Source organism: Kitasatospora sp. NPDC002965 (genome assembly GCF_040611255.1).
Classification (GTDB): Bacteria; Actinomycetota; Actinomycetes; order Streptomycetales; family Streptomycetaceae; genus Kitasatospora.
Genome location: NZ_JBEXNT010000133.1, coordinates 1 through 26,048, shown reverse-complemented (window position 1 = coordinate 26,048; position 26,048 = coordinate 1). Strand labels below are relative to the sequence as shown.

The following is a 26,048-nucleotide window of genomic DNA, read 5'->3' as shown; positions in this document are numbered from 1 at the left end:
CGCGTGGGGGGGGCCCACCTGGCGGCGGCGCCCCCGGGTGCCGCGGGTCACCCGGCGGGGGCCCCCCCCCCGGGGGGCCGGCACCGGGGGGGCCGGCTGCGCCGCGCGGCGCAGCCGGGCGACGAGTCGCCGCCCGTCGCGCACCGCGATCTGCGGCTCGTCCGCCGTGGCGGCCACCGCCTCGGCGGCGGCTGCCGGGTCGTCGCCCTCCACGAGGACGAAGCGGCCCGGGTTCTCCGACTGCGCGGTCCGCACCAGGCCCCGGACGGGCTCCTGGGCGAGCTCCCCCTGCCGGGTGACGACGACGAGCCGGGAGTCGGCCGTCCGTTCGTCCGCCAGCCAGGACTGGAGGGCCCGCAGGACGTCGTGGCCGACGGCGTGGGCGCGCTCGGGGACACCGTCGGTCGGCACGCCGAGTCCGGCGGGCAGCACGACGAGGGGCGGCAGCGGTCCGTCGGCGGGCAGTTCGTCGTGGAGCACCCAGGCCGTGCCGGCGGGGGTCGCCTCGGCGGCCGTCCCGTCAGCCGCTCCGGATGTCGCTTCAGGTTCCGCTTCAGGTGTCGCTTCGGGTGCCGGGACCCAGTCGACCTCGAACAGGGCCGCGTCGGAGGCGGCGCCCAGGCTGCTCGGGTCCACCGGCCGCACGGTGAGGGCCTCGACGTCGACGACGGGTGCGCCGGTCTCGTCGGCGGCCCGGATGGAGAGGGTGTCGGGCCCGGAGGCGGCGACGACGACCCGCAGGACCTCGGCCCCGGCGGCGTGCAGGCGCACCCCGGCCCAGGAGAAGGCGAGCCGCGGCACGGCGGCGCCGGGGAAGAAGCCGGCCTCGCCGAGCGGGTGCAGGGCGGCGTCCAGCAGGGCCGGGTGCAGCCCGTACGCGGCCGCGTCGGTCACGGCCTCGGGGAGGCGGAGCTGGGCGTAGAGGCGACCGTCGGCGAGCCAGGCGGCCTCGACCGCGTGGAACGCGGGGCCGTAGGCGACGGTGAGCCGGTCGTAGAGGCCGTCGAGGTCGAGCGGGCGGGCCCCGGCGGGCGGCCAGGCCGTCAGTTCCTCGGCGGCGGCGGGCTCCGGGCCCTCGGGGGCGAGCGTGCCGGTGGCGTTCCCGCTCCACGGCAGGCCGGGGCCGGTCCGGGTGAGCAGCCGGACGGCGCGGCGGCCGTCCTCGGCCTCGCCGACGTGGACCTGGAGGTCGATGCCGCCGCCCTCGGGGACGACGATCGGGGCGGATATGGTCAGTTCCTCGACCGTGGGCGCGCCGAGCCGGTGCCCGACGTGCACCAGCGCGTCCAGCAGCGCGGTGCCGGGCAGCAGGGTCGCGCCGCCGACCCGGTGGTCGACCAGCCAGGGCAGGGTGCGTTCGGTGATCCGGCCGGTGAAGACGGCGCCCTCCTCGGAGCCGAGCAGCAGCCCGGCTTCCAGCAGCGGGTGGCCTGCCTTGTCCAGGCCGACGGCCGCGAGGTCACCCGCGGCGCGGCCGGGCCGGAGCCAGTAGTGCTCGTGCTGGAAGGGGTAGGTGGGGAGTTCGGAGGGCCGGAGCGTGCCGGCGTCGACGAACGCCGCCGACCAGTCCACCCCGACCCCGCGGACGTACAGCTCCGCGGCCGAGAGCAGGACCCGGTCCCACGCACCGTCCTCACGCCGCAGCGTCCCCGTGACCACCGTCGGAGCCTGGACCGCCTCCTCCAGCGCCTCCACCAGACTGTGCGCCAGCACCGGGTGCGCGCTCACCTCGACGAACGCCCGGAACCCCTCGGCGGCGAGCGTGTCCACCGCCCCGGCGAAGCGGACGGTCTGCCGCAGGTTGCGGTACCAGTACCCGCCGTCCAGCTCGGGACCCTCCAGCCACCGGCCCTCCACCGTCGACAGGAACGGCACCCTCGCCGCCTGCGGCTTCACCCCGGCCAGCAACCCGGCCAGTTCCTCCTCGATCGACTCGACGTGCGCGGTGTGCGAGGCGTAGTCCACCGGCACCCGCCGAACCCGCACACCCCGCTCCTCAAAGCCGGCCACCAGCGTGTCCAGCCCCACCGGGTCACCGGCCACCACCACCGACGACGGCCCGTTCACGGCCGCCACCTCCACACCGGCCGGCAGACCGTCAGCCACCTCGGCGGCCGGCAGCGCGACGGACACCATGCCGCCACGACCCGCCAGACCCCGCGCGATCGCCTGCGAACGCAGCGCCACCACGGCGGCGGCGTCCTCCAGCGACAAGACCCCCGCGACATGCGCCGCCGCGATCTCACCCTGCGAATGCCCCACCACCGCGTCCGGCACCACACCCAGCGAACCCCACACCCGCGCCAGACCCACCATCACGGCGAACGACACCGGCTGCACCACGTCCACCCGCTCCAGCGAGGCGGCACCCGGCACCTGATTCACCACATCCACCAACGACCAGTCCACATAAGGCTTCAGCGCACCCTCCACCTCCGCCAGAGCCCGCGCGAACACCGGAGACTCCGCCAGCAACCGCCGCCCCATCCCCACCCACTGCGAACCCTGACCCGGGAACACGAACACCGACCGGCCCGCCACCTCCGCACGGCCCGCCACCAACCCGGGCACAGCCTCGCCGGAGGACAGCGCCCGCAGTCCGGTCAGCGCCTGCGCCTGATCGACGGCGACCACGACGGCCCGCCGCTCCAGCGCGGCACGGGAGGAGGCGAGCGTGCGGGCGACGGCCGGCGCCTCGGCGGCGGTCCGGGAATCCGCGAACTCCGCGAGTCGCTCGGCCTGTTCGCTCAGCGCCTCGGTGGTCCGGGCGGAGAACAGCCAGGGCACCGGTGTGACGGACCCGGCGTCGAACTCGGCGGGGGCCTCCTGGACGGGGGCCTGTTCGAGGATGACGTGGGCGTTGGTGCCGCTCACGCCGAAGGACGACACGGCGGCCCGGCGCGGCCGGTCCACCTCCGGCCACTCCCGCTCCTCCGTCAACAACGCGACCGCACCCGACTCCCAGTCCACCTTCGAACTCGGCGCGTCGATGTGCAGACTCTTCGGCAGCACACCGTGCCGCAACGCCTCCACCATCTTGATCACACCCGCGACCCCGGCAGCCGCCTGCGCATGCCCGATGTTCGACTTCAACGAACCCAGCCACACCGGCTGCTCCGCCGGACGACCCTGCCCGTACGTGGCCAGCACCGCCTGCGCCTCGATCGGATCACCCAGCGACGTCCCCGTCCCGTGACCCTCCACCGCGTCGACGTCCGCCACGCCCAGCCGGGCGTCGGCGAGCGCCGCGAGGATCACCCGCTCCTGCGAGGGACCGTTCGGCGCCGTCAGACCGTTCGACGCACCGTCCTGGTTGACCGCCGAGCCCCGCACCACGGCCAGCACCTCGTGACCCAGCCGCCGCGCGTCCGACAGCCGCTCCAGCAGCACCAGGCCCACGCCCTCGGCCCAGGCGGTGCCGTCGGCCGCGTCCGCGTAGGCCCTGGCCCGGCCGTCGGCCGACAGCGCACGCTGGCGGGAGAACTCGACGAAGGAGGTGGGCCGGGCCATGACGGCGACACCGCCGGCCAGCGCCAGCGTGCACTCCCCGTCACGCAACGCCTGCGCGGCCAGGTGCAGCGCCACCAGCGAGGACGAGCAGGCCGTGTCCACCGTCACCGACGGACCCTCCAGCCCGAGGGTGTAGGAGATGCGGCCAGACGCCACCGAACCGGCGTTGCCCGTGCCGAGGTAGCCCTCCAGCCCGTCGGGGACCTCGGCGAGGTCGGTCGCGTAGTCGTGGTACATCAGACCGGCGTACACGCCGACCGGCTGCCCCTTCAGCGACGTCGGGTCGATGCCCGCCCGCTCCAGCAGCTCCCAGGACGTCTCCAGCAGCAACCGCTGCTGCGGATCCGTCGCCAGCGCCTCACGCGGCGAGATCCCGAAGAAGGCGGCGTCGAACTCGCCGGCGTCGTGCAGGAAACCGCCGTGGCGCGCGTAGGAGGTGCCGGGGACGGTCGGGTCCGGGTCGTAGAGGGCGTCGAGGTCCCACCCCCGGTCACGGGGGAACGGGGTGATCGCGTCGGTGCCCTCGCTGACCAGCCGCCACAGGTCGGCCGGGGAGCCGACGCCGCCGGGCAGCCGGCAGGCCGCCCCGACGATGACGACGGGGTCGTCGGCCGGCGGCGCGGTGCGCGGCACGGGGACGGGCCGGACGGCGGCGGGCTTGCCGGTCAGCACGGTGAGGAGGAAGGCCGCGACAGCGGTCGGGGTGGGGTGGTCGAAGGCGAGGGTGGCGGGGAGCCGCAGGCCGGTGGCCGCGGTGAGACGCCCGCGCAGGTCGACGGCGGTGGCGGAGGTGAAACCGAGGTCCTTGAACGGGCCGTCGGGCCGGATCGCGTCCGGGCGGTCGGAGGCGAGCTGGGCGGTCTCCGCGAGAACGAGGTCGAGCAGGTCCCGCTGCCGGTCGGCGGCGGACCGGCCGGACAGGCGGCGGCGCAGTGCGGCGGCGGTCGCGCTGTCGGGGGTGCGCGGACCGGCCGGGGCGTCGATGAGGTCGCGCAGCAGGGCCGGAACGTCCGGCGGGGCGAGGGCGTCCAGCCCCTCCGCGTCGAGCCGGAGCAGCAGGAGCGAGGTGTGGTCGGCCAGGTGGGCGGCGTCGAACGCCGCCGCGCTCTCCTGGGCGGTGAGCCGGCCGAGGCCCGGCGGCACCGTCCGCCCGTCGCCGTCGGCGGGACCGGTGCCGAGGGCGAGGCCGGGCAGGCCGCGCTGGACCCGGTGGCGGACGAGCGCGTCGAGGAACGCCGCCGCGGCGGCCTCCCCGTCGGCGCCGGGCGCGCCGAGCAGGCCGGCGGCGGGCGTGTACACCACGAAGGCGGAGAGGTCCGCGGCGGCGGTCAGGTCGTGCAGGTTGATCGCCGCGGCGAGGGTGGCCGCGAGCCCGGGGAACGCGGCGCCGGGGGTGTGGACGACGGCATTGAAGCGGACGCCGGGGGCCGCGACGTAGGCGGCGAGGGCGTCGCGGTCGGCGGGGTCGACGGCGGTGAGGGTGACGTCGGCGCCCGATTCGGTGAGCCGGGCGGCGAGTTCGGCGGCGGCCCGGTCGTCGGGGCCGTGGGTGCTGGTCAGCAGGACGCGGCGCACGCCCCGCCCGGAGACGAGGTGGCGGGCGACGGCGGCGGCGGTCGCCCCGTCGGCACCGGTGACCAGCACGGCGCGGCGCGGGTCGAAGCGGGCCGGGGGCTCGCCGTGGGCGAGCGCGGCCGACACCCGGGCGGCGCGCGGCCTCAGCGGGACTCCGGAGCGGATGACGAGTTGCGGCTCGCCGGAGGCGACGGCGTCGGCCAGCGCGGCGGCGGCGGTCTCCTCGGCGTCGAGGTCGACGAGGACGAACCGGCCGGGGTGCTCGGCCTGGGCGGCGCGGACCACGCCCCAGAGCGGGGCCTGGACGAGGTCGGTGGCGCCGTCGGCGACGGCGCCGCGGGTGACGACGACGAGCCGGGTGTCGGACAGCCGCTCCTCGGCGAGCCAGGCTTCGAGCTGCCGGTCGAGCCGCCGCACGGCGTCCTCGACGTCGGCGGCGAGCGGACCGGGCTTGCGCAGGCCCGCGCCGCAGCCGAGCAGGGCGACGTCGGGGAGCGGGTCGGCGGCGGCCAGCGAGGCGGGGTCGCGGTGCGCGGCGCCGGCGCCGAGGGCGTCACCCAGGCCGAAGCCGTCCGTGCCGAGCACGGCCCAGGTGCTGGTGGCCGGGCGGGCACCGGGGACGGAGGAGAGCGGCAGCCAGTCGACGCGGAACAGGTGCTCGTAGTGGCTGCCGCCGGCGGCCCGGAGCCGGGCGGGCGCGTCGAGCAGGACGTGACGGGTGATCTTGCCGGAGGCGGTCCGCGGGATGCGGTCGGTCTCGTACAGCTCCTCGGGGACCTTGAAGTACGAGAGCCGTTCCCGGCAGGCGGCCAGCAGGGCCTCCGGGTCGAGGCCGCCGGGGCCGGGCACCAGGAAGGCCACCGGGACCTCGCCCAGTACCTCGTGGGGCTTGCCGACGACGGCGACGTCCGCGACACCGGCGACGCCGCGCAGCACCTCCTCGACCTCGGCCGGGTGGATGTTCTCCCCGCCGCGGATGATGAGTTCCTTGATCCGGCCGGTGATGGTGAAGTAGCCGGATTCGTCGCGGCGGGCGAGGTCCCCGGTGTGGTACCAACCGCCGCGCAGCGCCTGCTCGGTGGCCTCGGGCTGGTTGTGGTAGCCGAGCATGACGCTCGGGCCGCGCACCCAGACCTCGCCCTCCTCGCCGTCGGCGGCGTCGAGGCCGGTCTCGACGTCGACGAGCCGCACGCCGAGGCCGGGCACGGGCAGGCCGCAGGAGCCCTCGACCCGGGCGCCGGTGGGCCAGTTGACGGTGATCGAGCCGCAGGTCTCGGTGGACCCGTAGGCGTCGATGAGCGGCGCGCCGAACGCCTCCTCGAAGGAGCGGCGCAGCGCGGCGGTCGTCATGGCGCCGCCGACCAGGCACATCCGCAGGGCCGGCGCGGAGAAGCCGTCCTCGCGGGCGGCGCGCACCAGTTGCTGGTACATGGTGGGCACGCCCGCCAGGAAGGTCGCGGACTCCTCGCGCACGGCCTCCAGGACGTCCTGCGCGGCGAACCCGTCGAGGATGCGGGCGGTGGCGCCGACCGCGGTGACGCTCAGCACGCACGCGATGTGGGAGAGGCTGTGGAAGAGCGGCAGCGGCCACACCACCCGGTCCTCGGCGCTGAGGCCGGGTACGGGCACGTAGCAGGCGGCGACCGACCAGAGGCAGTTGCGCTGGGTGGAGAGGACGCCCTTGGGGCGGCCGGTGGTGCCGGAGGTGTAGAGCATCCAGGCGGGGTCGTCCAGCCCGAGGTCGTCGCGCGCGGGGGTGGCGGGCGCGGTGGTGGCGAGGGTCTCGAAGGAGAGGGCGCCGGCCGGGACGGGGCCGTCGCCGGTCACGATCACCCGCAGGTCGGCCCGGCCGCGCGCGAGGGCCTCCAGGGCGCCGGCCCGGGCCGCGTCGGTGATCACCACGCGGGCGCCGCTGTCGTCGAGGAGGTGGGCGAGCTCGGTCTCGGTGGCGTGCGGGTTGAGCGGGACGGCGATGGCACCGGCCCGGAGCACGCCGAAGTAGCTCTCCACGACCTCGACGCTGTTGCCGAGCAGGATCGCCGCCCGGTCGCCCGGTTGGAGGCGCAGGTCGGCGAGGTGTCCGGCGATCCGGCCGGTGCGGTCGTGGAGCTCGGCGTAGGTCACGCCTCGGACCGCGTCGCGGAACGCGGTCTTGTCCGAGCTGTCGCGGGCGTGCTCGGCCAGCAGTTCGGGCAGCGGCCGGATCAGCTCGGTGCGCAACATGCCGTCACTTCCTTACGTCGGGTCGGTCGGGTGCGGGTACCCCGGTGTGTTCCGGCCGGACGGGGCCGGGAATGGTGCGGGGATTTCCGTTTTCCGCCGGGCGGAACGGGCGGGCTGACGAAAGCCGGATTACTTCTCGGAAAAGGGGGCGGTGAATTGCCGCGCGGCCGGTCCTGGGAGGCCGTACGCGAATTCCCGCCCGTCACAGTCTCGTCCGGCGGGGGCCTCGGGCCGCCCCTATCCGACCCCCTATACGGTCCCTATTCGCAGCGGCCACGCGGGCGGCGGGCGGGCGTAGGCGGGCGCCGGGGGACGGCGGGGGGCACCGGGCGACGGCGGCGGAGGCGGGCCGCGGGGCCGCGGGTGTCCGGGTGGCCGGGAACGACGCCGCCCCGCCGAGCCTGCGCTCGGCGGGGCGGGTGGGCGGTCCGGGCCGGGAGGGAGCCTCGGCGGGGCCTGGCCGGGGACGGGGACGAGGGCGGGCCACCGTCGGCCGGGCCCCGCCGGGACCGGTGGACGGACCGCCGGTCGGCGGACCGGACCCGGAGGGGTTCCGGGTCCGGCGGGTCCGGCGCTCGGCGGGCGCCGGGTCCGGCGGCCGAGTCCGGCGGACGGGCTCGGCGGGGTCTGTTCTGCGGGCCTGCTCACCGGGGACCCGCCCCGTCGGGCCGGGGTCGGTGGGCCGAGGCCATTGGGCGGGTGCCAGCGGGCGGGTGCCAGCGGGCGGGTGTCAGTGGGCCGGGGCGGGTTCGGGCAGTAGGGCGAGCAGTTCGTCGGGGCGGCGCAGCACGGCGTCGGGCCGCTCCGCGAGGAGCGCCGGCTCGTCGGTCTCCCCCCACAGGGCGGCTATCGCGCCGACCCCGGCGCCCCGGGCGCTCGCCAGGTCGGTCACGGCGTCACCGATCATGACGGCCTGCCCGGCCGGGAGGCGCAGCAGCTCCAGGGCGCGCAGCACGATGTCGGGGGCGGGCTTGGCCCGGGCGACCTCGTCGGAGCCGAGCACGTGGTCGAAGTGGTGCAGCAGGCCGAGCTGGTCGAGCAGCGAGCGGGCCCGGGGGCCGCTCTTCCCGGTGGCCACCGCCAGCCGGATGCCGCGCCGGTTGAGTTCGGCGAGCAGTTCGCGCACTCCCTCGTGCACGGTGACCTGGTGGGCGAGGCGATAACTCTCCCGGACGAAGGGCTCCTCCAGTTCGAGGGGCAGCCCCATGATGCGCATGATGTCGGGGAAGTAGCGGCCCAGGTGGCGGCAGTACTCCTCGAACGGCGGCCGGCCGTCGCCGACCACCTCGTCGTAGGCGGTCAGGAACGCCCGGCGCATCACGTCGAAGCTGTCGACGATGACGCCGTCGAGGTCGAAGACCACCGCGCGGACCGGGGAGAACGCGGCGAGCGCGCGGGCGTCGGGGGCGGTGGCTGCGGGCTGGTTGCTCGGCATGGGGTCTCCATGGGAAGTGGGCGGCCCGGACGGGTGACCGGGCCTGACGCCCCGGCCCGCGCGGACCGGCGGGGTGGGCACGGCCCCCCCGGGGGCCGGGGCGTGGGGCGGCTCCGGTGGGTCGGTGCCGGCGGACCGGTGCCGACGGCTCGGTGTCGGCGGACCGGTGCCGGCCGCTCGGCGCCGGTCAGACGGCGAGCGCGGTGGCCTCGTCGGCGAGCCGCGGCCGTGGGGCGCGGGCCCCCGCGTAGAGCCGTTCGATGACCGAGATCGTGTAGTGGGCCTGGGTCACGGCCGCGCCGCGCGAGGCCGGGTCGGCGAGCAGGGCGGGCAGGGCGTCGAGCTGGCGCACGTACTCGGCGCCGACGGACTCGCCGTGCAGCGGGACGTCGGTGGTGACGCCGTCGCGGGTCCGGGTGAGCCGCGGGACGCGGCGGTTGGGGCTGAAACCGAAGGTGCAGACCAGGGTGGCGGAGCCGGTGGCTCCCTCCACGGTGATCCGGGTGGTGTCGACGGGCTCGTGCGAGGCCCAGCTCGCCCGTACCGCCACCGAGACACCGGTGTCGGTGGTGAGGAAGCCCCGGGCGGTGTCCTCGACGTCGCCCTCGCCGTCCGGTCCCTCCGTGCCGCGCCAGCCGGCGCTCCGCGCGCCGTCGTTGACGAAGTCGGCGGAGACCGAGCCGAGCACGTCCAGGAACCGGACCGGGCCGCCGAGCACGGTCGCGGCGGTGTCGAGCAGGTGCCAGCCGAGGTCGACCAGCGCGCCGCCCCCGGAGTGCCGGCGGCTGGTGAACCAGCCGCCGGCGTCGGGGACGCCGCTGGCGCGGACCCACGCGAGGTCCACGTGTCGGATCGGGCCGATCTCCGCCGCCACCTCGATGAGGGCGGAGACGTCCTCCCGGTAGCGGGCGGCGCTGCCCGCCAGCAGGACGGCCCCGCCCGCCCGCTCGGCGGCGGCCAGCCGGTCGGCCTCGGCGGCGCTGAGGCAGACCGGCTTCTCCAGGAACACCGGGATGCCGCGGGCCAGCAGCCGTTCGGCGACCGGGGTGTGCAGGTGGTTGGGCACCGCGACGACGGCGAGGTCCACGTCCGGGCCGAGCAGGTCGGCGTCGGCGAGGAGTTCGGCGCCCTCCGGGACGTGCTCCGCCCCGACGGGGCCCGGCTCGACGACGGCGGTGACCCGGAACGCCGGGTGCGCCGCCAGGCGGGGCAGCCAGATCGTGCGGCCCGCCCAGCCGAGGCCGACGACGGCCACCCGCACCGGCGCTCCCGGATCCCGCGGTGCCGCGCTCACACCGCGGCCAGGGCGTCGGAGATGATCTGGGCGGCGTCCTCGATCTGCTGCTCCCCGGCGAGCAGGGTGCGGTGGTGCAGCCAGATGCCCTCGGTGGTGAGCGCCTCGCTGTTGGGGCAGGCCCGGGCCAGCTCGTCGACGGTGAAGTCGGGCGCGGCCGTCTCCCAGAAGCCGTCCGAGCGGTAGATCGCGCGGAAGACGACGAAGGCGGGCAGGCCGCGGGCGATCAGGTCGTCCACCAGCGCGTCGCGCCGCTCCTCGCTCAGGCCGGGCACCCGGAACATCGCCATGTAGTGCGGGACGCGGTCGGCGCGCTCGTCGCGGCCCTGCGGCACCACACCGGGGATCTCCTCCAGCAGGCTCCTGAGCAGCTTGGAGCGCTCCTCCCGGACGGCGATCTGGCCGTCGAGGCGGGCGAGCTGGGCGCGCAGCACGCTCGCGGAGAACTCGTTCAGCCGGAAGTTGGAGCCGGAGGTCTGGTGGAAGTACTTCCGGTCCGTCGGGGGCCGGCCGCAGCTGTGCCGCAGGAACGCCTCCTCGTACTGCGCGGTCTCGGGGAAGGTGACGGCGCCGCCCTCGCCGGCCGTCATCAGCTTGCCGTTCTGGAAGCTGAACGCGGCGATGGAGCCGAGCTCGCCGACCCGGCGGCCCTGCCAGCGGGCGCCGTGGGCGTGCGCGGCGTCCTGCACGATCGGCACGCCGGTGTCGGCGGACAGCTTGCCGAGGGCGTCCATGTCGGCGATCTGGCCGGCGATGTGGACGGGCATGATCGCCCGGGTCCGCGGGGTGATCGCGGCGGCCGCCGCCTCGGGGCTCAGGTTGTAGGTGTCGAGGTCGACGTCGACCGGCACCGCGACGGCGCCGAGCCGCTGGGCGGCCTGCGAGGAGGAGATGAAGGTGAAGGCGGGCACGATGACCTCGCTGCCCGGGCCCACGCCCAGCACCTGGAGGGCGACCTCCAGCGCGTGGGTGCCGTTGGTGACGGCGAGCGCGCGCTCGGCACCGTGGTAGTCGGCGAACTCCTGCTCGAAGGTGTCGACCTCCTTGCCGCCCATGCGCCACCACTGGCCCTGCTCCAGGGCCCTGATCAGTCCTTCGCGCTCGGCCTCGTCAAACTGCGGCCAGACCGGGAACTCCGGGGCCGGACGTCCTTTGGCGCTCATAATTCCGCGCAGCCTTTCGTTTCGGGGGGACCGTGGAACGGCACGCTAACCCAGGAAAAGCGAGCCCGTCACCTCCCCTACACACCCCCCTACAAAGCCCTTGTCCTGCATCACGGGGACCGGGTTCCGCGTTCCGGTGAGGCACACACTGCTATAACCGGAATATGAGCGAACTGCTATTGCTGAACGGTCCCAATCTCGGGATTCTCGGCCGCCGCGAGCCGGAGGTCTACGGCACCGACACCCTGGCGGACATCGAGGCGGCCGTGGCCGCCGAGGTGGCCGGCCGGGGCTGGAAGGTCACCTCCGTCCAGCGCGAGTCCGAGGGACAGCTGATCGAGGCGGTGCAGGACTCGTACGACACCGTCGGGGCGATCGTGAACCCGGGCGCGCTGATGATCGCCGGCTGGAGCCTGCGCGACGCGCTGGCCGCCTACCCGCGGCCCTTCGTCGAGGTGCACCTGTCGAACGTCTGGGCGCGCGAGAGCTTCCGGCACGAGTCGGTGCTGGCGCCGCTCGCCTCGGGCGTGATCGTCGGCCTCGGCTCGCTCGGCTACCGTCTCGCCGCCCAGGCGCTGCTGGCCAAGGTGCCGGAGTCCTGATGGGCGCCGCGACCGCCGCCCGGGGCCTGCTCGGCATCGACGTCGGCGGGACGAAGGTGGCGCTGCGCGCCGAGGGCGGCGCGCCCGGCGGGCCGGTCCGCACGGAGGAGGCCGTCCTGCCCTGGCCCGAGGCGCGGGGGGCTGCCGCCGACTGGACCGCGCTGGCCGACGCGGTCGCCCGGCTGCGCGAGCGGTGGGGCGGCGACTTCGCCGCGGTCGGGGTCGCGATGCCCGCCACCGTCGGTCCGGACGGCCGGGTCCTCGCCTGGCCGGGACGCCCCGGCTGGGAGGACTTCGGCCTCGCCCCGGCCCTGCGGGAGCTCTTCCCCGCCGCCACCGTCGGCTGGGCGGACGACGGCGACCTCGCCGCGCTCGCCGAGGCCGTGCACGCCGGGCGCGACCACCTCGTCTACCTGGGCGTCGGGACGGGCGTCGGCGGCGGCGTCGTCCACCGGGGCGCGCCCCTGCCCGGGCCGTCGCGCGGATCCTGCGAGGCGGGGCACCTGATCGTCGACCGCGGGGGTCCGCGCTGCGACTGCGGGCGCCACGGCTGCCTCCAGGCCACCGCCTCCGGTCCCGCCACCCTGCGGCGCGCGGCGCTGCTGCGCGGCGCGCCCGTCGGGTTCGCCGAGCTGCGGGCCGCGCTCGCCGGGGGCGAGCCCTGGGCGGAGGAGGCCGTCGAGGAGACGTGCTCCGCACTGGCGGCGGCGGCGGTGTCGCTCGCCGAGCTGTTCCACCCCGAACTGACCGTGGTGGGCGGCGGTTTCGCCGACGGACTGCCCGGCTTCGCCGCGCGGGTGGAGGCCCACGCCGCCGCACTGGCCCGCCCGGGCGGCCCCGCCCCCGCGATCCGCCCCGCCGCGCTCGGCGGGCTGTCCTCACTGCACGGCGCCGTCGCGCTGGCGCGCCGACAACCACTGGGAGAGCCGAGTTGACCACGACAGGGACGGCGGACCGCCCGCATCCGGACACGGACCCGGACCCGGACCGGGGGGCTGACCCGGGCGCCCCCGGCGCCCACGGCACGCCCGGCACCCACGGCGGCCGGGTCCGCGAGGACGGCGGGCTGCGGCGCATCGACGTGGAGCTGGGCGAACGCGGCTACCCGGTCCTCATCGGCCCCGGCGCCCGCCACCGGCTGGCCGGCGTCCTCGCGGGGATCGGCGCCCGCCGGGTCGCCGTGGTGAGCGCCCGGCCCCCCGAGTGGCTGCCCGACACCGGTCTCGACACCCTGGTGATCGCCGCGAAGGACGGCGAGGAGGGCAAGTCCCTCGCCTGGGTCGCCGAACTGTGCAGCCGCTTCACCGCGTTCGGCCTGGGCCGGGCGGACGCCGTCGTCTCCTGCGGCGGCGGCACCACGACGGACGCGGTCGGGCTCGCCGCCGCGCTCTACCACCGGGGCGTGCCCGTGGTGCACCTGCCCACGTCGCTGCTGGCCCAGGTCGACGCCAGCGTCGGCGGCAAGACCGCCGTCAACCTCCCGGAGGGCAAGAACCTCGTGGGCGCCTACTGGCAGCCCTCCGCCGTCCTCTGCGACACTGACTACCTCGCCACCCTGCCCCCGCGCGAACGGATCAACGGCTACGGGGAGATCGCCCGTTGCCACTTCATCGGCGCCGGGGACCTGCGCCACCTGCCGCTGGAGGAACAGATCGCCGCGAGCATCGCCCGGAAGGCCGCCGTGGTGGCCGCCGACGAACGCGACGCCGGGCTGCGGCACATCCTCAACTACGGCCACACCCTGGGCCACGCCCTCGAACGCGCCACCGACTTCCGGCTGCGGCACGGCGAGGCGGTCGCCGTCGGCACGGTCTTCGCGGGCCGGCTGGCCGGCGCGCTCGGGCGGATCCGCCCCGAACGGGTCGCCGAGCACCACGACGTGGTCGCCCACTACGGGCTGCCCACCGCCCTGCCGCCGGAGGTCGTCACCGGCGAACTGATCGCCCTGATGCGGCTGGACAAGAAGGCCGTCGACGGCCTCTCGTTCGTCCTCGACGGCCCGCACGGCGCCGAACTCGTCCGCGACGTCCCCGAACCGCTCGTCGCCCGCACCCTGGACGCCATGCCGCGCGCCCGCGCCGAGGGGGTCTGACGTGTCGATCTCCGGCCGCACCCGGCTGTTCGCCGTCCTCGGCGACCCGATCGCCCAGGCCAAGGCGCCCGCCCTGCTCAACCCGCTCTTCGCCGAGAGCGGCGTGGACGCCGTACTCGTCCCCGTGCACGCCCCGGCGGACCGGCTCGACGACGTCGTGCGCGGGCTCAAGGCGACGGCCAACCTCGACGGGCTGCTGGTGACCGTCCCGCACAAGCTGGCCATGTGCGCGCACGCCGACGAACTCAGCGACACCGCCACCCTCCTGGGCAGCACCAACGCCCTGCGCCGGGAGCCGGACGGCCGCTGGTACGGCGACAACTTCGACGGTGCGGGGTTCGTCCGCGGCCTCGCCGCCCGGGGTCACGACCCCGCCGGGCTCCGCGTCGCCCTGGCCGGCGCCGGCGGCGCGGGGCTCGCCATCGCCGCCGCCCTGCTCGCCGGGGGAGCGGCCTCGCTCACCGTCACCGATCCGGACCGGGGCCGCCTCGACGCCCTCCTGGAGCGGCTCGGCGCCCGGTGGCCCGACCGCGTCGCCGCGGCCGCCGCCGTGGGCGCGTCCACGGACCTCGCCGTCAACGCCACCCCGCTCGGCCTCGACCCGGCCGACCCCCTCCCGTTCGACCCGGCGCTGCTCCCCCCGACCGCGCTCGTCGCCGACATCATCATGACCCCCGCCGAGACGCCGCTCCTGCGGGCCGCCGCCGCTCTCGGCCGTCCCACCCACCCCGGCATCCACATGCTGGACCAGCAACTCCCCCTCTACCGCACCTTCTTCCGCCTCCCCGCCTGATCCGCCCGCCCGGGGCGCCCGACGGCGGGGGGACGGGGGACTCCCCGGGGCCGGTGGCCGACCCCGGGCCCCCGGTCCGGCCCCCGGGCCCGGCCCCGCTCACTGCGGTTTCGCGAAGGCGAGCGCGCGGGCCGGATTGTCGACCATGATCGCGTGGAGGGCCTCCTCCCCCACCCCCAGCCGGCGGAGCGCGGGCAGGAAGTGGCGCGGGATGTAGTCGAACCCCTTGCCGCCGTACTTCTTCAGCTGGATCTTCTGGCACACGTCGTGGCCGAGGACGATCTGCCCCGCGTAGCCCCGGTCGACGAGGCCGGCGATCCCGCGCGCGGTCTTGTGATCGCTCATCAGGACGAGGTGCCCCCACGGGCTGCCGGGCGAGGCCAGGAAGTCGAACTCGACGAACACGCCCCGGGCGAGCAGCCGTTCACCGAAGGCCGGGTCCGCGAGGACGTCCGCCGCGTGGCCCAGCACCACGTTCGACGGGGCCACGCCCTCCTCCTCCAGGATGTCGAGCACCCGGAACCTGTCCTCGCCGACACCGCCGACGTGGAAGGTCACGGGGGCTCCGGTGATCCTGGAGGCGCGTCCGCTCGCGCGCACGCTCTTGAGCTCGCCGTCGGTCAGCGGCACGCTCTCCGCGCCGATCTCGCCGATGACGCCCGAGCGGACGCCGGTGCCGTCGGCCCCGAGCACGACGTCCCGCACGAGGACGTCGGCGAGTTCGTCGACGGTGCGAGCGGCCATGTCGGCCGGGTGGAAGGCCGTGGTGTACCAGCCACCGCCCATGACGACGTGGAGCCCGCCGGCGCGCGACAGCCGCAGCAGCGCGAGCGGGTCCCGCCCCAGGCCGATCGGGGACACCTCGACGATGGTGGACCCGCCGGCCTCGGCGAAGGCCAGCACCTCGCGGAGGATCTCCTCCGGGTCGTCCAGGACGTCGTTGTCGGCGTTCGGCGCCCCGTGCCGGGTGCGGGCGAGGTTGGCGAGGGTGAGCGGCTCGGCGGCCTCCGGGGCGTCCTCGCCCGGCCGCCGGGCGCCGGGCGGGCGCCGCAGGTCCACGAAGAGGTGTTCGTGCATGAGCGTGGTGCCGAGCACCGACGGGTCGACGGGCCCGGCGACGGTGAGGACCCGGCCGGCGAGGTCGGGAATCTCGAAGGGGTAGCGGCTCACGAGTCTGCCCTCCGGGCCGGGGTGGTGAGGAAGCGGCGGGGGTTCCGCACGGTGAGGGTCTCCACGAGAGCGTCGTCGGCGCCGACCATCCGCAGGTACGGCGCGAACTGCCGCAGGACGAAGCCGTATCCGCCGCCCCCGTGGGCGAGCAGCTGCGCCTTGGCGCAGACGCCCTGCGACAGCAGCACCTGCCCGGCGCGGCCCCGGCGGGCGAGGTCGAGCACCGCGGCGGCGACGTCCTGGTCGTCGGACACGCTGTGCACCGAGGGCAGCAGACCGAGCCGGTCGAACTGGACGAACACCCCGCGCGCGAGCAGCGGTTCGAGGTCGTCGGGGTGGGGCGACAGCGGATCGCAGTGGCCCACGGCGACCCGTGCGAGGTCCGCGCCCTCCTCGGCCAGCAGGTCGAGCACGCGCTGCTGGACGACGGGGTCGGCGGAGCGGGTGAGCGAGACCGGTGCGCCCGTGGCCGCCGACGCCCGCGCGGCCGCCACCAGGACGGCGCGCTCGGCGGCGTCGGCGGGGTCGAGCGCGGCCAACGCGCCGATGACGCCCGCCCGCACGCCGTCCACGCCCTCGGTGAGGTCCCGGACGATCTCCTCGACGAGGGGCTCGGCGTCGCGGGACCCGTCGGTACGCGCGGGGTGGTGGCGCCCGGCTCCCATGACGACGTGCAGGCCCGATGCCTCGGCGATGCGGCGGAGCCCCGCCGGGTCGCGGCCGAGATCGGGGGTGGTGACGTCCACCAGGGTGCCGCCGCCGGCGCTGCGGAGGGCCGCGGCCTCGGCCACCGCCACGTCCCGGTCGTCGAGCAGCAGGTTGTCCCGGTTGGGAGCGCCCAGGGCGATTTCGCCGAGCGACGCCATGGTCAGCGGGGCCCGGTAGAACTGCGTCCGGTAGGGCGGTCGGCGGCTCGCGCGGCCGGCCGGGGAGGTGAAGTCCCCCAGGAGGTGTTCGCGGGGTAGCACCGCGCCGAGGGCGTCCGGTGCGATCTCACCGGCAACGGTGACGACCACTCCTTGCGGCGCTCGGTCGGCCGTCGTCGTGTGTACGGGCTCGGAGTTGGGCACGCGACGCAGCATAGTGGATGAGATAGGTCATCGTATATCTTTCTGTGGGCATCGCCCCCCACGGCGGCATCATCGGCCCCCTCGACCGGATGCGGCACTCCGGCAACCCCGCCCCCGGCGTCACCGGAGAGCCCTGCTCGGCGGCACCCGACTCACCCGCGGCCACCACCTCGCCCGCTGGATCCCACACGGCCAACTCGAATACGCCGCCCCCACAGTCGAGTTGCACGTCGCGTCACGGAGCTGCGGGCCCGCCGGTCCCCCGTCGACCCGAAGCCGTGGCGGGGGAACCGGCGAAGGCGGCCGGCCGGCGGTCCGGACGCCGCGAAAGAGCGCATTCGCGGCCAACACGCGGGACTCCAGTGGCTGAGATCCGTACGAGGGTCCATAGTGATGGCGTCGCAAACCCAGAACCGGTGTCCGCATGTGCCGGCCCCGACGTGACGGAAGGTGCAGCAGTGGCAACCGACTACGACGCCCCGCGTACGAACAGTGACGAGGAGGAGGTGGAAAGCGTCGAGGAGCTCAAGAGGCAGCGTGCCGCCCGGTCGAGCAACGCGTCCGACGTCGACGTGTCGGAGGAGGCGGAGTCCGTGGAACTGCCGGGGGCCGATCTCTCCGGGGAGGAGCTCACGGTCCGGGTGGTGCCCGTACAAGGGGACGAGTTCACGTGTTCGCGGTGCTTCATGGTCCACCACCGAAGCCGCTTCGCGGGCGAGGAGGGCGGACGGCCGGTCTGTCTGGACTGCTCGCCCGCCGACGAGTGACCGAGGGGCGTCGAGCCTGCGGAACGAAGTGACCGTCAGCGATCCGCCGCACCTCCGAACGGTCCCGGTCCGGGTGGAGGACATCACCGGGATCGTCGGTGCACCACCGATCAACTCGCCTGATTGATACGGGACTTCGCGACCGACGGGGTCGGAAGCCCCCACAGCCGCCCACAGCCCTCCACGGCCCTCCACGGCCCTCCACGGCCGGCAACGACGCCTGCGCCGACGAGCCGTCGCCCGAGAACGCCTGCCGGAGGGCTGTTCGGCCCCGCTCGCCCGCCTCGACGTGGCGGCCTCCGGTGAGCGCGAGCGGGTGTCGGCCTCGTCGCAGTCGTGGGCCTCGGAGCGCGACGGTGGAGCCTGATCCCGTCGAGGGCAGGCCAGTTGGCCGGGTCGCCGGTGTCGACGAGGGCGGGCCGGTCGCCGGCGCGGGCGTGGGCCCGACACCGACCGCCCCGGCGGCGCGGTCGGTGTCGGGAGGGGCCGCGGGCCCGGCGCTCCGGGCCTGGTCCCCCGGGGCACGTACGCAGCGGGCGCGGTGACCGCTTCAACCGCCTGCCGCACCGGCGGTACGGGCCAGGTGCGCGCCGGCCCGGTGCAGCCAGTGGGTGGCCCGGCGGCAGGCGTCGGCGGTGTCGCCGGCGAGCGCGACCAGGGTGAGCGCGCGGGCGTCGGTGGAGTCGCCGGCGACCACGTGGACGGGGACGGCCGCGCGATCGGCGCGGGTGATCACCTCGCCGACCGCCTTGCCGAGCAGGCTGGTGGCGTCGAAGCGGCCCTCGCCGGTGATGACGAGGTCGGCCGCGGCGAGGGCGGCGTCGAGCCCGAGGAGGTCCGCGAGAGCTGCCGCGCCGGGTTCGATGCGGGCGTTCCAGACGGTGGCGAGCCCGTACGCGGTGCCGCCTGCGGCGCCGGCCCCCGGCCGGTCGGGGTCGCCGCCGAGGAGGTCGGCGTACCGGCGCAGGCCGCGTTCCAGGAGGGCGGTCTCGGCCGGTCCGGCGCCTTTCTGCGGCCCGTAGACGGCTGCTGCCCCGTGCGGGCCGAGCAGCGGGTTGGTGACGTCGGTGAGCAGGCGGACACCGCCGGGCGGGGCGGGGCGCAGTCGCCGGGTGTCGAGGTGTCCGGCGGTGGCGAGGGCGCCGCCGCCGTCGGGCAGTCGGGCTCCGGAGCGGGCGGTGACGCGCAGCCCCAGGGCGGCGAGGAGTCCGGCCCCGCCGTCGGTGGAGGCGGAGCCGCCGAGAGCCACGGTCAGTGCGGTGGCGCCGGCGTCCAGGGCGGCGGCGATCGCCTCGCCGGTTCCGCGGGTGGTGGCGGTGAGGGGGGCGAGCCTGCCGCCGAGGAGGGGGAGGCCGCTGGCGGTGGCGAGCTCGACGAGGGCGGTGCCGTCCGGGAGGAGGGCGTAGCGGCCGGTGACGGGCGTGCCGTCCGGTCCGGTGCAGCGGGGGACGTCGTGAACGGTGGCGGCGGGGTGGGCGGCGGTCACCGCGTCGAGGGTGCCTTCGCCGCCGTCGGCCATCGGCAGGGGCAGGAGGTCGTCGTCGGGGCGGACGGAGTGCCAGCCGTCGGCCAGGGCCCGGGCGGCGTCGGCGGCGGTGACGGTGCCTTTGAAGGAGTCGGGCGCGAGGAGGACTCTCACGGTCGGGCCACGTGGGCGAGGTGGCGTTCGACGAGGGTCTGCAGGGTCTGCTCGCCGGGGGTGTCCCAGATCTGCTGGTTGAAGATCTCGACCTCGATCCAGCCGGTGTGGCCGGCGGCGGTGACCTGGTCGGTGAGGGTGCGGAAGTCGATGTGGCCGTCGCCGACGTGGCCGCGGCCGAGCAGGGCGTCGGCGGGGAGCGGCAGGGTCCAGTCGCAGACCTGGTAGGAGGCGATCCGCCCGGTCCGGCCGGCGCGTTCGATCTGGGCGGGGAGCTGGGGGTCCCACCAGACGTGGTAGCTGTCGACGACCACGCCGACCTGGGTCGCGGGGTGCGGTTCGGCGAGGTCGAGGGCCTGGCCGAGGGTGGAGAGGACGGCCCGGTCGGCGCAGAACATCGGGTGCAGCGGTTCGAGGGCGAGTCGGACACCGAAGTCCCCTGCGTGGGGCGCGAGTTCGGCGATCATGTCGGCGACGGCGGTGCGGGCGCCGGCGAGGTCGCGGCTGCCGGCGGGCAGGCCGCCGACGACCATGACCAGGGTGTCGGTGCCGAGTTCGGCGGCTTCCTCGACGGCCTGGAGGTTGTCGGCGAGGGCGGCGCGCCGCTCGTGGGGGTCGGTGGCGGTGAGGAAGCCGCCGCGGCAGAGGCTGCTGACGGCGAGGCCGGCGTCCCGGCAGAGTTTGGCGGAGCGGGCGAGGCCGGTGTCGGCGACCTTGTCCCGCCAGAGGCCGATCGCCGGGATGCCGGCGTCCACGCAGCCCCGGACGGCCTCGGGGAGGGTCCACTGCTTGGTGGTGATCTGGTTGAGCGAGAGCCGCGACAGGCGCGGGTCGCGGGAGACGCGCGGGTCGTGCGACAGGGGCGAGGGTCCGGTCACGGTGCCGGGATCCTTCCGTGCGGGGGGCGGGGAGGGCGGGTGGCCGCCCCTCGGGGCGAGGGACGGCCGATCGGGCGCGGGACGGCCGATCGGGCGCGGGACGGCCTTCCGGGGAAGTGCCGGGCCCGGTCCCGGGGGTTGCGGACGCCGGTCAGCGGGGCCGGTCAGCGGGTGCCGACCGCCACGGAGAGGAAGCGCCGCATGCGGTCGGCGGCGAGCTCCGGATCGGGCAGGACGCCCGCCGTGTCGGCGAGCCGGAACAGTTCCACGAGGTGCGGCACCGACCGGGCCGCCTGGGCGCCGCCGACCATGGTGAAGTGGTCCTGGTGGCCGGCGAGCCAGGCGAGGAGGACGATGCCGGTCTTGTAGTGGTAGGTCGGCGCGGCGAACAGGTGCCGGGCGAGCGGCAGGGTCGGCGCGAACAGGGCGTCGTAGCGGTCGAGATCGCCGGCGTCCAGGGCGCGCAGCGCGGCCGCGGCGACCGGGGCGATGGGGTCGAAGACGCCCAGCAGGGCGTCGCTGTGGCCGAGTTCGTCGCCGCGGATCAGGGCCGGGTAGTTGAAGTCGTCGCCGGTGTAGAGGCGCACCCCGGAGGGAAGGGCGCGGCGCAGCGCGATCTCGCGGTCGGCGTCCAGCAGGGAGACCTTGATGCCGTCGATCCGGTCGGGGGCGCTCGCGATCAGGGTCAGGACGGTGCCGGTGGCGGTGTCGAGGTCGGGTGAGCCCCAGTAGCCGGTCAGGGCCGGGTCGAACATCTCGCCCAGCCAGTGCAGGATCACCGGGCGGGCGGACCGGGCTATCAGGTCCCCGTAGACCCGGAGGTAGTCGTCGGCTCCCCGGGCGGTGCGGGCGAGGGCGCGGCTGGCCATGAGGATCGGCCGGGCGCCGGCGTCCTCGACGACGGCGAGCTGTTCCTCGTACGCCGCGGTGATCGTGTCGAGGGTGTGGGTGCCGGGGGCGAGCTGGTCGGTGCCGACGCCGCAGGCGAGCCGTCCGCCGGTGGCGCGGGCCTCGGCGCCGGAGCGGGTGATCAGCTCGCGGGTGGCCGGCCAGTCGAGGCCCATGCCGCGCTGGGCGGTGTCCATGGCGTCGGCGACGCCGAGGCCCAGGGACCACAGGTGGCGGCGGAAGGCGAGGGTGGTGTCCCAGTCGACGGCGGCGGGTGCACCGGGGGCGTTGGGGCCGAGCGGGTCGGCGACGACGTGGGCGGCGGCGTACACGACGCGGGAGGTCACGGGCGTCGTGGCGGCGGGCAGCGGGGCGGGCTCGGACATCCGGTGGCGGCCGAGGCCGGGCAGGTCGAGGTGGGTGGGCATCAGATCTCCAGGGCGGGGACGTCGAGGCGGCGGCCCTCGCGGGCGGAGCGCAGGCCGAGTTCGGCGAGCTGGACGCCCTTGGCGCCCTCCAGGAGGTCCCACCGGTACTCCGAACCGGTGACCACGTGGCGCAGGAACAGCTCCCACTGGATCTTGAAGCCGTTGTCGAACTCGCCATTGTCCGGGACCTGCTGCCACTGGTCGCGGAACGGCTCGGTGGCCGGCAGGTCCGGGTTCCAGACCGGCTTGGGGGTGGCGGCGCGGTGCTGGAAGCGGCAGTTGCGCAGGCCCGCCACCGCGCTGCCCTCGGTGCCGTCGATCTGGAACTCGACCAGTTCGTCGCGGTCGACCCGCACCGCCCAGGAGGAGTTGATCTGGGCGGTGATGCCGCCCTCCAGTTCGAAGATGCCGTACGCGGCGTCGTCCGCGGTCGCCCGGTACGGCCGGCCCTGCTCGTCGACGCGCTGCGGGACGTGGGTGGCGGTGTGCGCGTAGACGGAGCGGACGGGGGCGACGAGGTTGTCCAGCACGTAGCGCCAGTGCGGGAACATGTCGAGGACCATGCCGCCGCCGTCCTCGGCGCGGTAGTTCCAGGACGGGCGCTGGGCGTCCTGCCAGTCGCCCTCGAAGACCCAGTAGCCGAACTCGCCGCGCACGGAGAGGACCCGGCCGAAGAAGCCGCCGTCCAGCAGGCGCTTGAGCTTGAGCAGGCCGGGGAGGAAGAGCTTGTCCTGCACGGCGCCGTTGCACACGCCGGCGGTGCGGGCGAGGGCGGCCAGTTCGAGGGCCGCGTCGAGGGACTCGGCGGTGGGCTTCTCGGTGTAGACGTGCTTGCCGGCGGCGATCGCCGCGCGCAGCGCGCTCTCGCGGGCGGTGGTGACCTGGGCGTCGAAGTAGATCTCGGCGAGCGGGTGGGCGAGTGCCTCGTCGAGCGAGGTGGTCCAGTGGTCGAGGCCGTGGCGGTCGGCGAGTTCCTTGAGCTTGTGGGCGCTGCGGCCGACCAGGATCGGCTCGGGCCAGAGGACCTCGCCGTCGCCGATCGGCAGGCCGCCCTGGTCGCGGATGGCGAGGATCGAACGGACCAGGTGCTGGCGGTAGCCCATCCGGCCGGTGACGCCGTTCATGACGATTCCGATGACTCTGCGGGGCATGGCGGGTTCCTTCGGCCTGGGGGCGGGAGCGGGGGATTCTTGGTAAGCGCTTACCGCGCTGTACGTTACGAGCATGCCGAACCCGAGGTCAACCACCCGCGCCAAGCGCTCCACCGGAGCCGTGACCCTCCAGCGCGTCGCCGAGCACGCCGGGGTCTCGATCGCCACGGCCTCGCGGGTGCTCCACGGCGGGCCCCGGACGGTGGGCGAGGAGCTCCGCCGCAAGGTGGAGGGCGCCGCCCGCGACCTCGGCTACGTGTCCAACGCCCCGGCCCAGGCCCTCGCCCGGTCCTCGACCTCCGTGGTCGGCCTGCTCGTGCACGACATCGCGGACCCGTACTTCGGGGCCATCGCCGCCGGCGCGATGCGCGGCGCCAAGCGGCACCGGCTGATGGTCATGATCGCCGCGACGTTCGGCGACCCGGAGCTGGAGATCGAGTACGTGCGGAACCTGCGGGCCCAACGGGCCCGGGCCCTGCTGATCGCGGGGAGCGGCGTCGTCGACCCCGGACTCACGGAGCGGTTCGCGGCGGAGCTGGACGCGTTCCGGGCGGACGGCGGACGGGTCGCCTGCATCGGGGAACGGGGCATCGAACCGTTCGTCCCGCTCGACCACGGCGGCGGAGCCGAACGCGCGGCGACCGAACTGTGGCGGCTCGGCCACCGCCGGATCGGCGTGGTCGCCGGGCCCGCGAACCTGGTGACCGTCCACCGGCGACTGGCCGGGATCAGGGCGGCATGGTCCCGGCTCGGCGGCGAACTCCCGGACACCAGGGTGGTGTTCACCGACTTCACCCGGTCGGGCGGGCGGGACGCGACACTCGGACTGTTCGCCGCCGAACCCGACGTCACGGCGGTCCTCGCCCTCAACGACGTCATGGCGGCCGGGGTGCTCACGGCGCTCCAGGACGACCTCGGCAGGGCCGTCCCGAGCGAGGTCTCCGTCATCGGCTTCGACGACGTGCCGTTCGCGGTGGACCTCCGGCCGTCACTGACCACGGTCCGGCTGCCGCTGGAACAGGCCGGGGAGCGCGCCGTCCAGCTGATCGCGGCCGGGGCCTCACCGGCACGGCAGGCACCTCTCGGCGTGGCACTGGTGGCACGCGACAGCACCGGACCGGCAGGCGACGCGGCCCCGGAGTGAGGCCCCCGGCGACGCGGCGGGGGCGGCACGGCAGGGACGGCACGAGGGAACGGCGCGACGGGAACGGCACGGCGCCGCCGAGGTCCGGACGGCCCCGCGGCGGACGGTGCCGCACAGGACGGCGCCCGCCAGGGGCCCGGGCACCGGGCGCGCGTCGTGCCCCACGCGCCCGGCTGGCTCACCGCACGCGGCGGGAACCCCCGGCGCCCGGGCCCCGGCCCGCGACCCAGTCCAGCGCCCCGGGCAGGACGTCCTCGACCGGGGGGATCCCCGGGTACCAGGTCCGCTCCCACTCCAGCGACACCCAGCCCCCGAACCCGTCGAGCAACCCGCGCGCGGCGGCCAGCGGGACGAACCCCTCCCCGAGGAGGACGGGCGTCGTGTCGCCGGCCGAGGCGGCGTCCTTGATCTGGACGCACGCCAGCCGGTCCCCGAGCCACCGCAGGGTCTCCGCGGGCTCCTCGCCGTGCCGCCAGGGGTGCAGCAGGTCCCAGATCGCGCCGGCGTGCGGCGCACGCGCCAGGAGCGCCGCGACGGCGGCGCCGGTGGGCAGCGCGTCGTGCGTCTCGACCAGCACGCGCGGCCCCTCGTCCGCGACCGCGGACAGCCTGCGCGCCCCGGCGTCGAGGTCCCCGCCGCCGGGGAACACCCGGACGAAGTCCGCCCCGAGGTCCCGCGCGAGGCGCAGGTCGGCCCGCAGCGCCTCGATCACGGGCCCGTCGTCCCCCGGCTCGCAGATCCGGACGTACCCGGACAGGCAGAACGGGGTGAGGGTTCCCAGGGTCCGGACGACGGCAGCCCGTTCGGCGGCGCCGAGGCCGGCGTGCACGCCGGTGTCCGGGTGCAGCCGCAGTTCCAGCCCGTCCAGGCCGAACCTCCGGGCCAGGCCGACCGAGTCGGCCGGCGACAGACCGGGTGTGCCCAGGGTGCTCAGTGCCAGTCGCATCTCGACCTCTCGGGGCGTCGGGGGCTGTCCTCGGAGGCGCCCGCCGGCTGTGTGCGGGCCGGTCGGCCCGGGTGTAGGAAAGCGGTTACCGGCAGAGCCTAGCGCAGCCGACCCGAGCGGCGCCGTCACAGCCGACCACTGAACCGACAGGAACGAACACTTCCGAACGGCGAGGGGCACGCGAACCCGGCCGCCGGCACCGGCCGGTCGCGCCCGCCACCCTGCGGCCGACCGACCGACAGCCCGACCGTCCTCACTCCTGACGACCCGACGGAAGGGTTGACGACCAGTCTCTTTTCGTTCTGAAGAGCGATCGTGACGGACAGTTCGGCCCCTCGACGGGTTACGGATCATTCACCTACTGGTTGACCGTGCCGATACGGGACCGTTCCCGGTTAGGACCTGCGGAGCGGTCGCTCAGCATGAGCCAATGGGTCCGCACACAATCCACCAGACCCGATCCCGCCCCCACTCCCACCCGGTCGCCGATCGGCTCCGCGACCGCTACTCCACCCACCCCGACCAGGCCACGAGCCTCGAATCCGCGATCGGACCGCCGCATGTCACCCCACGGCGCGGACCCCGATCCGACCGGCACCGGACGTTGGCAGGCGGGTCGACCCGCGACCCCCTGCCTCCGTTCGTTGATTTGCGTTCGATTGATGTTCGATTCAGATACGTTCTGTGCCCCTCCCGTCGTCTCCGGGACTTCCGGAGCCCCCATCTCTCCCATCCAAGGGGTCCCCCATGTTCAGCGCCCGCAGACGCCGAAACTCCGCCGCCGTGTCGGTCGGCCTGGCTCTCTCGCTCGGCCTCACGGCCTGTTCCGACGGCCACGAGTCGGGCGGCGGCAGCGGCGACGTCGCGAAGGTCGACGGGAAGATCTCGATCACCTACCTGCAGAAGCAGGGCGACCAGGAGTACTTCGTCGGCGAGGCCGCCGGAGCCAAGGCCAAGGCCGCCGAACTCGGCGTCGACCTGAAGGTCGTGAACCTCGGCAACGACGCCAACAAGACCATCAGCGAGGTCCAGGCCGCCATCGCGCAGAAGACCAACGGCATCGTCATCGTCGTCCCCGACCCCGCCGTCGGACCCCAGGTCGTCCAGGCCGCGAAGGACGCCAAGATCGCCCTCCTCACCTCCGACGACCAGATCTGCACCAACGGCCCCGACCCCTCCGCCTGCGCCAAGGACAACCTCGTCCCCCGCATCGGCTTCTCCGGCACCCAGATGGGCGGCGAGGTCGGCAAGCGCGCCGCCGAGGAATTCAAGAAGGCCGC

18 protein-coding genes are annotated in these 26,048 nt (G+C 75.5%); 7 read left to right on the top strand and 11 right to left on the bottom strand.

Annotation, left to right across the window (positions count from 1 at the left end; genetic code table 11):
• From ABZY91_RS34440 to ABZY91_RS34425, 4 genes are all read right to left on the bottom strand, one after another.
• The coding region (locus ABZY91_RS34440) for an AMP-binding protein (RefSeq protein WP_355407197.1) at positions 1–7,308 on the bottom strand (7,308 nt) is incomplete at its 3' end.
• A 730-nt stretch (positions 7,309–8,038) separates the two neighbouring features.
• Complete coding sequence (locus tag ABZY91_RS34435) at positions 8,039–8,743, bottom strand: HAD-IA family hydrolase (RefSeq protein WP_329880788.1); 705 nt, start codon at positions 8,741–8,743, stop codon at positions 8,039–8,041.
• Between the two features lie 187 nt (positions 8,744–8,930).
• Positions 8,931–10,004: a Gfo/Idh/MocA family oxidoreductase gene (locus tag ABZY91_RS34430; protein ID WP_355407195.1), complete on the bottom strand. Its 1,074-nt coding sequence runs from the start codon at positions 10,002–10,004 to the stop codon at positions 8,931–8,933.
• A 29-nt stretch (positions 10,005–10,033) separates the two neighbouring features.
• On the bottom strand, positions 10,034–11,200 hold the full coding sequence (locus tag ABZY91_RS34425) for a DegT/DnrJ/EryC1/StrS family aminotransferase (RefSeq protein ID WP_329880784.1): 1,167 nt from the start codon (positions 11,198–11,200) through the stop codon (positions 10,034–10,036).
• 164 nt (positions 11,201–11,364) lie between these two features.
• Here ABZY91_RS34425 and ABZY91_RS34420 point away from each other — a divergent pair, with 164 nt between their 5' ends.
• The 4 genes from ABZY91_RS34420 to ABZY91_RS34405 all read left to right on the top strand — a co-directional run bounded on the left by ABZY91_RS34420 (position 11,365) and on the right by ABZY91_RS34405 (position 14,687).
• On the top strand, positions 11,365–11,802 hold the full coding sequence (locus ABZY91_RS34420; RefSeq protein ID WP_355407192.1) for a type II 3-dehydroquinate dehydratase: 438 nt from the start codon (positions 11,365–11,367) through the stop codon (positions 11,800–11,802).
• Positions 11,802–12,737, top strand: a complete 936-nt coding sequence (locus tag ABZY91_RS34415; RefSeq protein ID WP_355407190.1) for an ROK family protein — start codon at positions 11,802–11,804, stop codon at positions 12,735–12,737. Before ABZY91_RS34420 ends, ABZY91_RS34415 begins: the two co-directional genes overlap by 1 nt.
• A 131-nt stretch (positions 12,738–12,868) precedes the next feature.
• A complete protein-coding gene (locus tag ABZY91_RS34410) occupies positions 12,869–13,894 on the top strand; it encodes a 3-dehydroquinate synthase family protein (protein ID WP_329952333.1) in 1,026 nt (341 codons plus the stop codon).
• A gap of 1 nt (position 13,895) precedes the next feature.
• Positions 13,896–14,687, top strand: a complete 792-nt coding sequence (locus tag ABZY91_RS34405) for a shikimate dehydrogenase (RefSeq protein WP_355407188.1) — start codon at positions 13,896–13,898, stop codon at positions 14,685–14,687.
• A gap of 99 nt (positions 14,688–14,786) precedes the next feature.
• Here ABZY91_RS34405 and ABZY91_RS34400 read toward each other — a convergent pair whose 3' ends face one another.
• Both ABZY91_RS34400 and ABZY91_RS34395 read right to left on the bottom strand, forming a co-directional pair.
• Positions 14,787–15,857: an aryldialkylphosphatase gene (locus ABZY91_RS34400; RefSeq protein ID WP_355407186.1), complete on the bottom strand. Its 1,071-nt coding sequence runs from the start codon at positions 15,855–15,857 to the stop codon at positions 14,787–14,789.
• Complete coding sequence (locus ABZY91_RS34395) at positions 15,854–16,927, bottom strand: phosphotriesterase (protein ID WP_355407184.1); 1,074 nt, start codon at positions 16,925–16,927, stop codon at positions 15,854–15,856. The genes ABZY91_RS34400 and ABZY91_RS34395 overlap by 4 nt, the downstream gene beginning before the upstream one ends.
• Positions 16,928–17,385: 458 nt before the next feature.
• Here ABZY91_RS34395 and ABZY91_RS34390 point away from each other — a divergent pair, with 458 nt between their 5' ends.
• Positions 17,386–17,694 (top strand): DUF4193 domain-containing protein, encoded by a 309-nt coding sequence (locus tag ABZY91_RS34390; protein ID WP_329880772.1) that lies wholly within the window; start codon positions 17,386–17,388, stop codon positions 17,692–17,694.
• A gap of 550 nt (positions 17,695–18,244) precedes the next feature.
• On the opposite strand, the gene ABZY91_RS34385 is transcribed toward ABZY91_RS34390, so the two are convergent.
• The 4 genes from ABZY91_RS34385 to ABZY91_RS34370 all read right to left on the bottom strand — a co-directional run bounded on the left by ABZY91_RS34385 (position 18,245) and on the right by ABZY91_RS34370 (position 22,678).
• The gene (locus tag ABZY91_RS34385) at positions 18,245–19,333 is read right to left on the bottom strand and encodes a glycerate kinase (protein ID WP_355407182.1); all 1,089 of its coding nucleotides are present in this window, start codon (positions 19,331–19,333) and stop codon (positions 18,245–18,247) included.
• Positions 19,330–20,211 carry a sugar phosphate isomerase/epimerase family protein gene (locus ABZY91_RS34380; RefSeq protein WP_355407180.1) on the bottom strand — a complete coding sequence of 294 codons (882 nt, stop codon included), beginning with the start codon at positions 20,209–20,211 and terminating at the stop codon, positions 19,330–19,332. Before ABZY91_RS34380 ends, ABZY91_RS34385 begins: the two co-directional genes overlap by 4 nt.
• Before the next feature lie 164 nt (positions 20,212–20,375).
• A complete protein-coding gene (locus ABZY91_RS34375) occupies positions 20,376–21,485 on the bottom strand; it encodes a dihydrodipicolinate synthase family protein (protein ID WP_355407199.1) in 1,110 nt (369 codons plus the stop codon).
• A 41-nt stretch (positions 21,486–21,526) separates the two neighbouring features.
• Complete coding sequence (locus ABZY91_RS34370; RefSeq protein WP_355407178.1) at positions 21,527–22,678, bottom strand: Gfo/Idh/MocA family oxidoreductase; 1,152 nt, start codon at positions 22,676–22,678, stop codon at positions 21,527–21,529.
• Positions 22,679–22,751: 73 nt separating this feature from the next.
• Here ABZY91_RS34370 and ABZY91_RS34365 point away from each other — a divergent pair, with 73 nt between their 5' ends.
• Positions 22,752–23,822 (top strand): LacI family DNA-binding transcriptional regulator, encoded by a 1,071-nt coding sequence (locus tag ABZY91_RS34365; RefSeq protein WP_355407176.1) that lies wholly within the window; start codon positions 22,752–22,754, stop codon positions 23,820–23,822.
• Positions 23,823–24,000: 178 nt separating this feature from the next.
• On the opposite strand, the gene ABZY91_RS34360 is transcribed toward ABZY91_RS34365, so the two are convergent.
• On the bottom strand, positions 24,001–24,768 hold the full coding sequence (locus tag ABZY91_RS34360; RefSeq protein WP_355407174.1) for a TIM barrel protein: 768 nt from the start codon (positions 24,766–24,768) through the stop codon (positions 24,001–24,003).
• 747 nt (positions 24,769–25,515) lie between these two features.
• On the opposite strand from ABZY91_RS34360, the gene ABZY91_RS34355 reads away from it, so the two are divergent.
• Positions 25,516–26,048 (top strand): substrate-binding domain-containing protein (locus tag ABZY91_RS34355; RefSeq protein WP_355407172.1); only part of this gene is annotated, 533 nt, incomplete at its 3' end.

Coding starts and splice junctions, on each gene's coding strand:
- ABZY91_RS34425 (WP_329880784.1), bottom strand. CDS start 11,200: ATGAGCGCCAAAGGACGTCCGGCCCCGGAGTTCCCGGTCTGGCCGCAG.
- ABZY91_RS34360 (WP_355407174.1), bottom strand. CDS start 24,768: ATGCGACTGGCACTGAGCACCCTGGGCACACCCGGTCTGTCGCCGGCC.
- ABZY91_RS34435 (WP_329880788.1), bottom strand. CDS start 8,743: ATGCCGAGCAACCAGCCCGCAGCCACCGCCCCCGACGCCCGCGCGCTC.
- ABZY91_RS34415 (WP_355407190.1), top strand. CDS start 11,802: ATGGGCGCCGCGACCGCCGCCCGGGGCCTGCTCGGCATCGACGTCGGC.
- ABZY91_RS34375 (WP_355407199.1), bottom strand. CDS start 21,485: ATGTCCGAGCCCGCCCCGCTGCCCGCCGCCACGACGCCCGTGACCTCC.
- ABZY91_RS34370 (WP_355407178.1), bottom strand. CDS start 22,678: ATGCCCCGCAGAGTCATCGGAATCGTCATGAACGGCGTCACCGGCCGG.
- ABZY91_RS34365 (WP_355407176.1), top strand. CDS start 22,752: ATGCCGAACCCGAGGTCAACCACCCGCGCCAAGCGCTCCACCGGAGCC.
- ABZY91_RS34420 (WP_355407192.1), top strand. CDS start 11,365: ATGAGCGAACTGCTATTGCTGAACGGTCCCAATCTCGGGATTCTCGGC.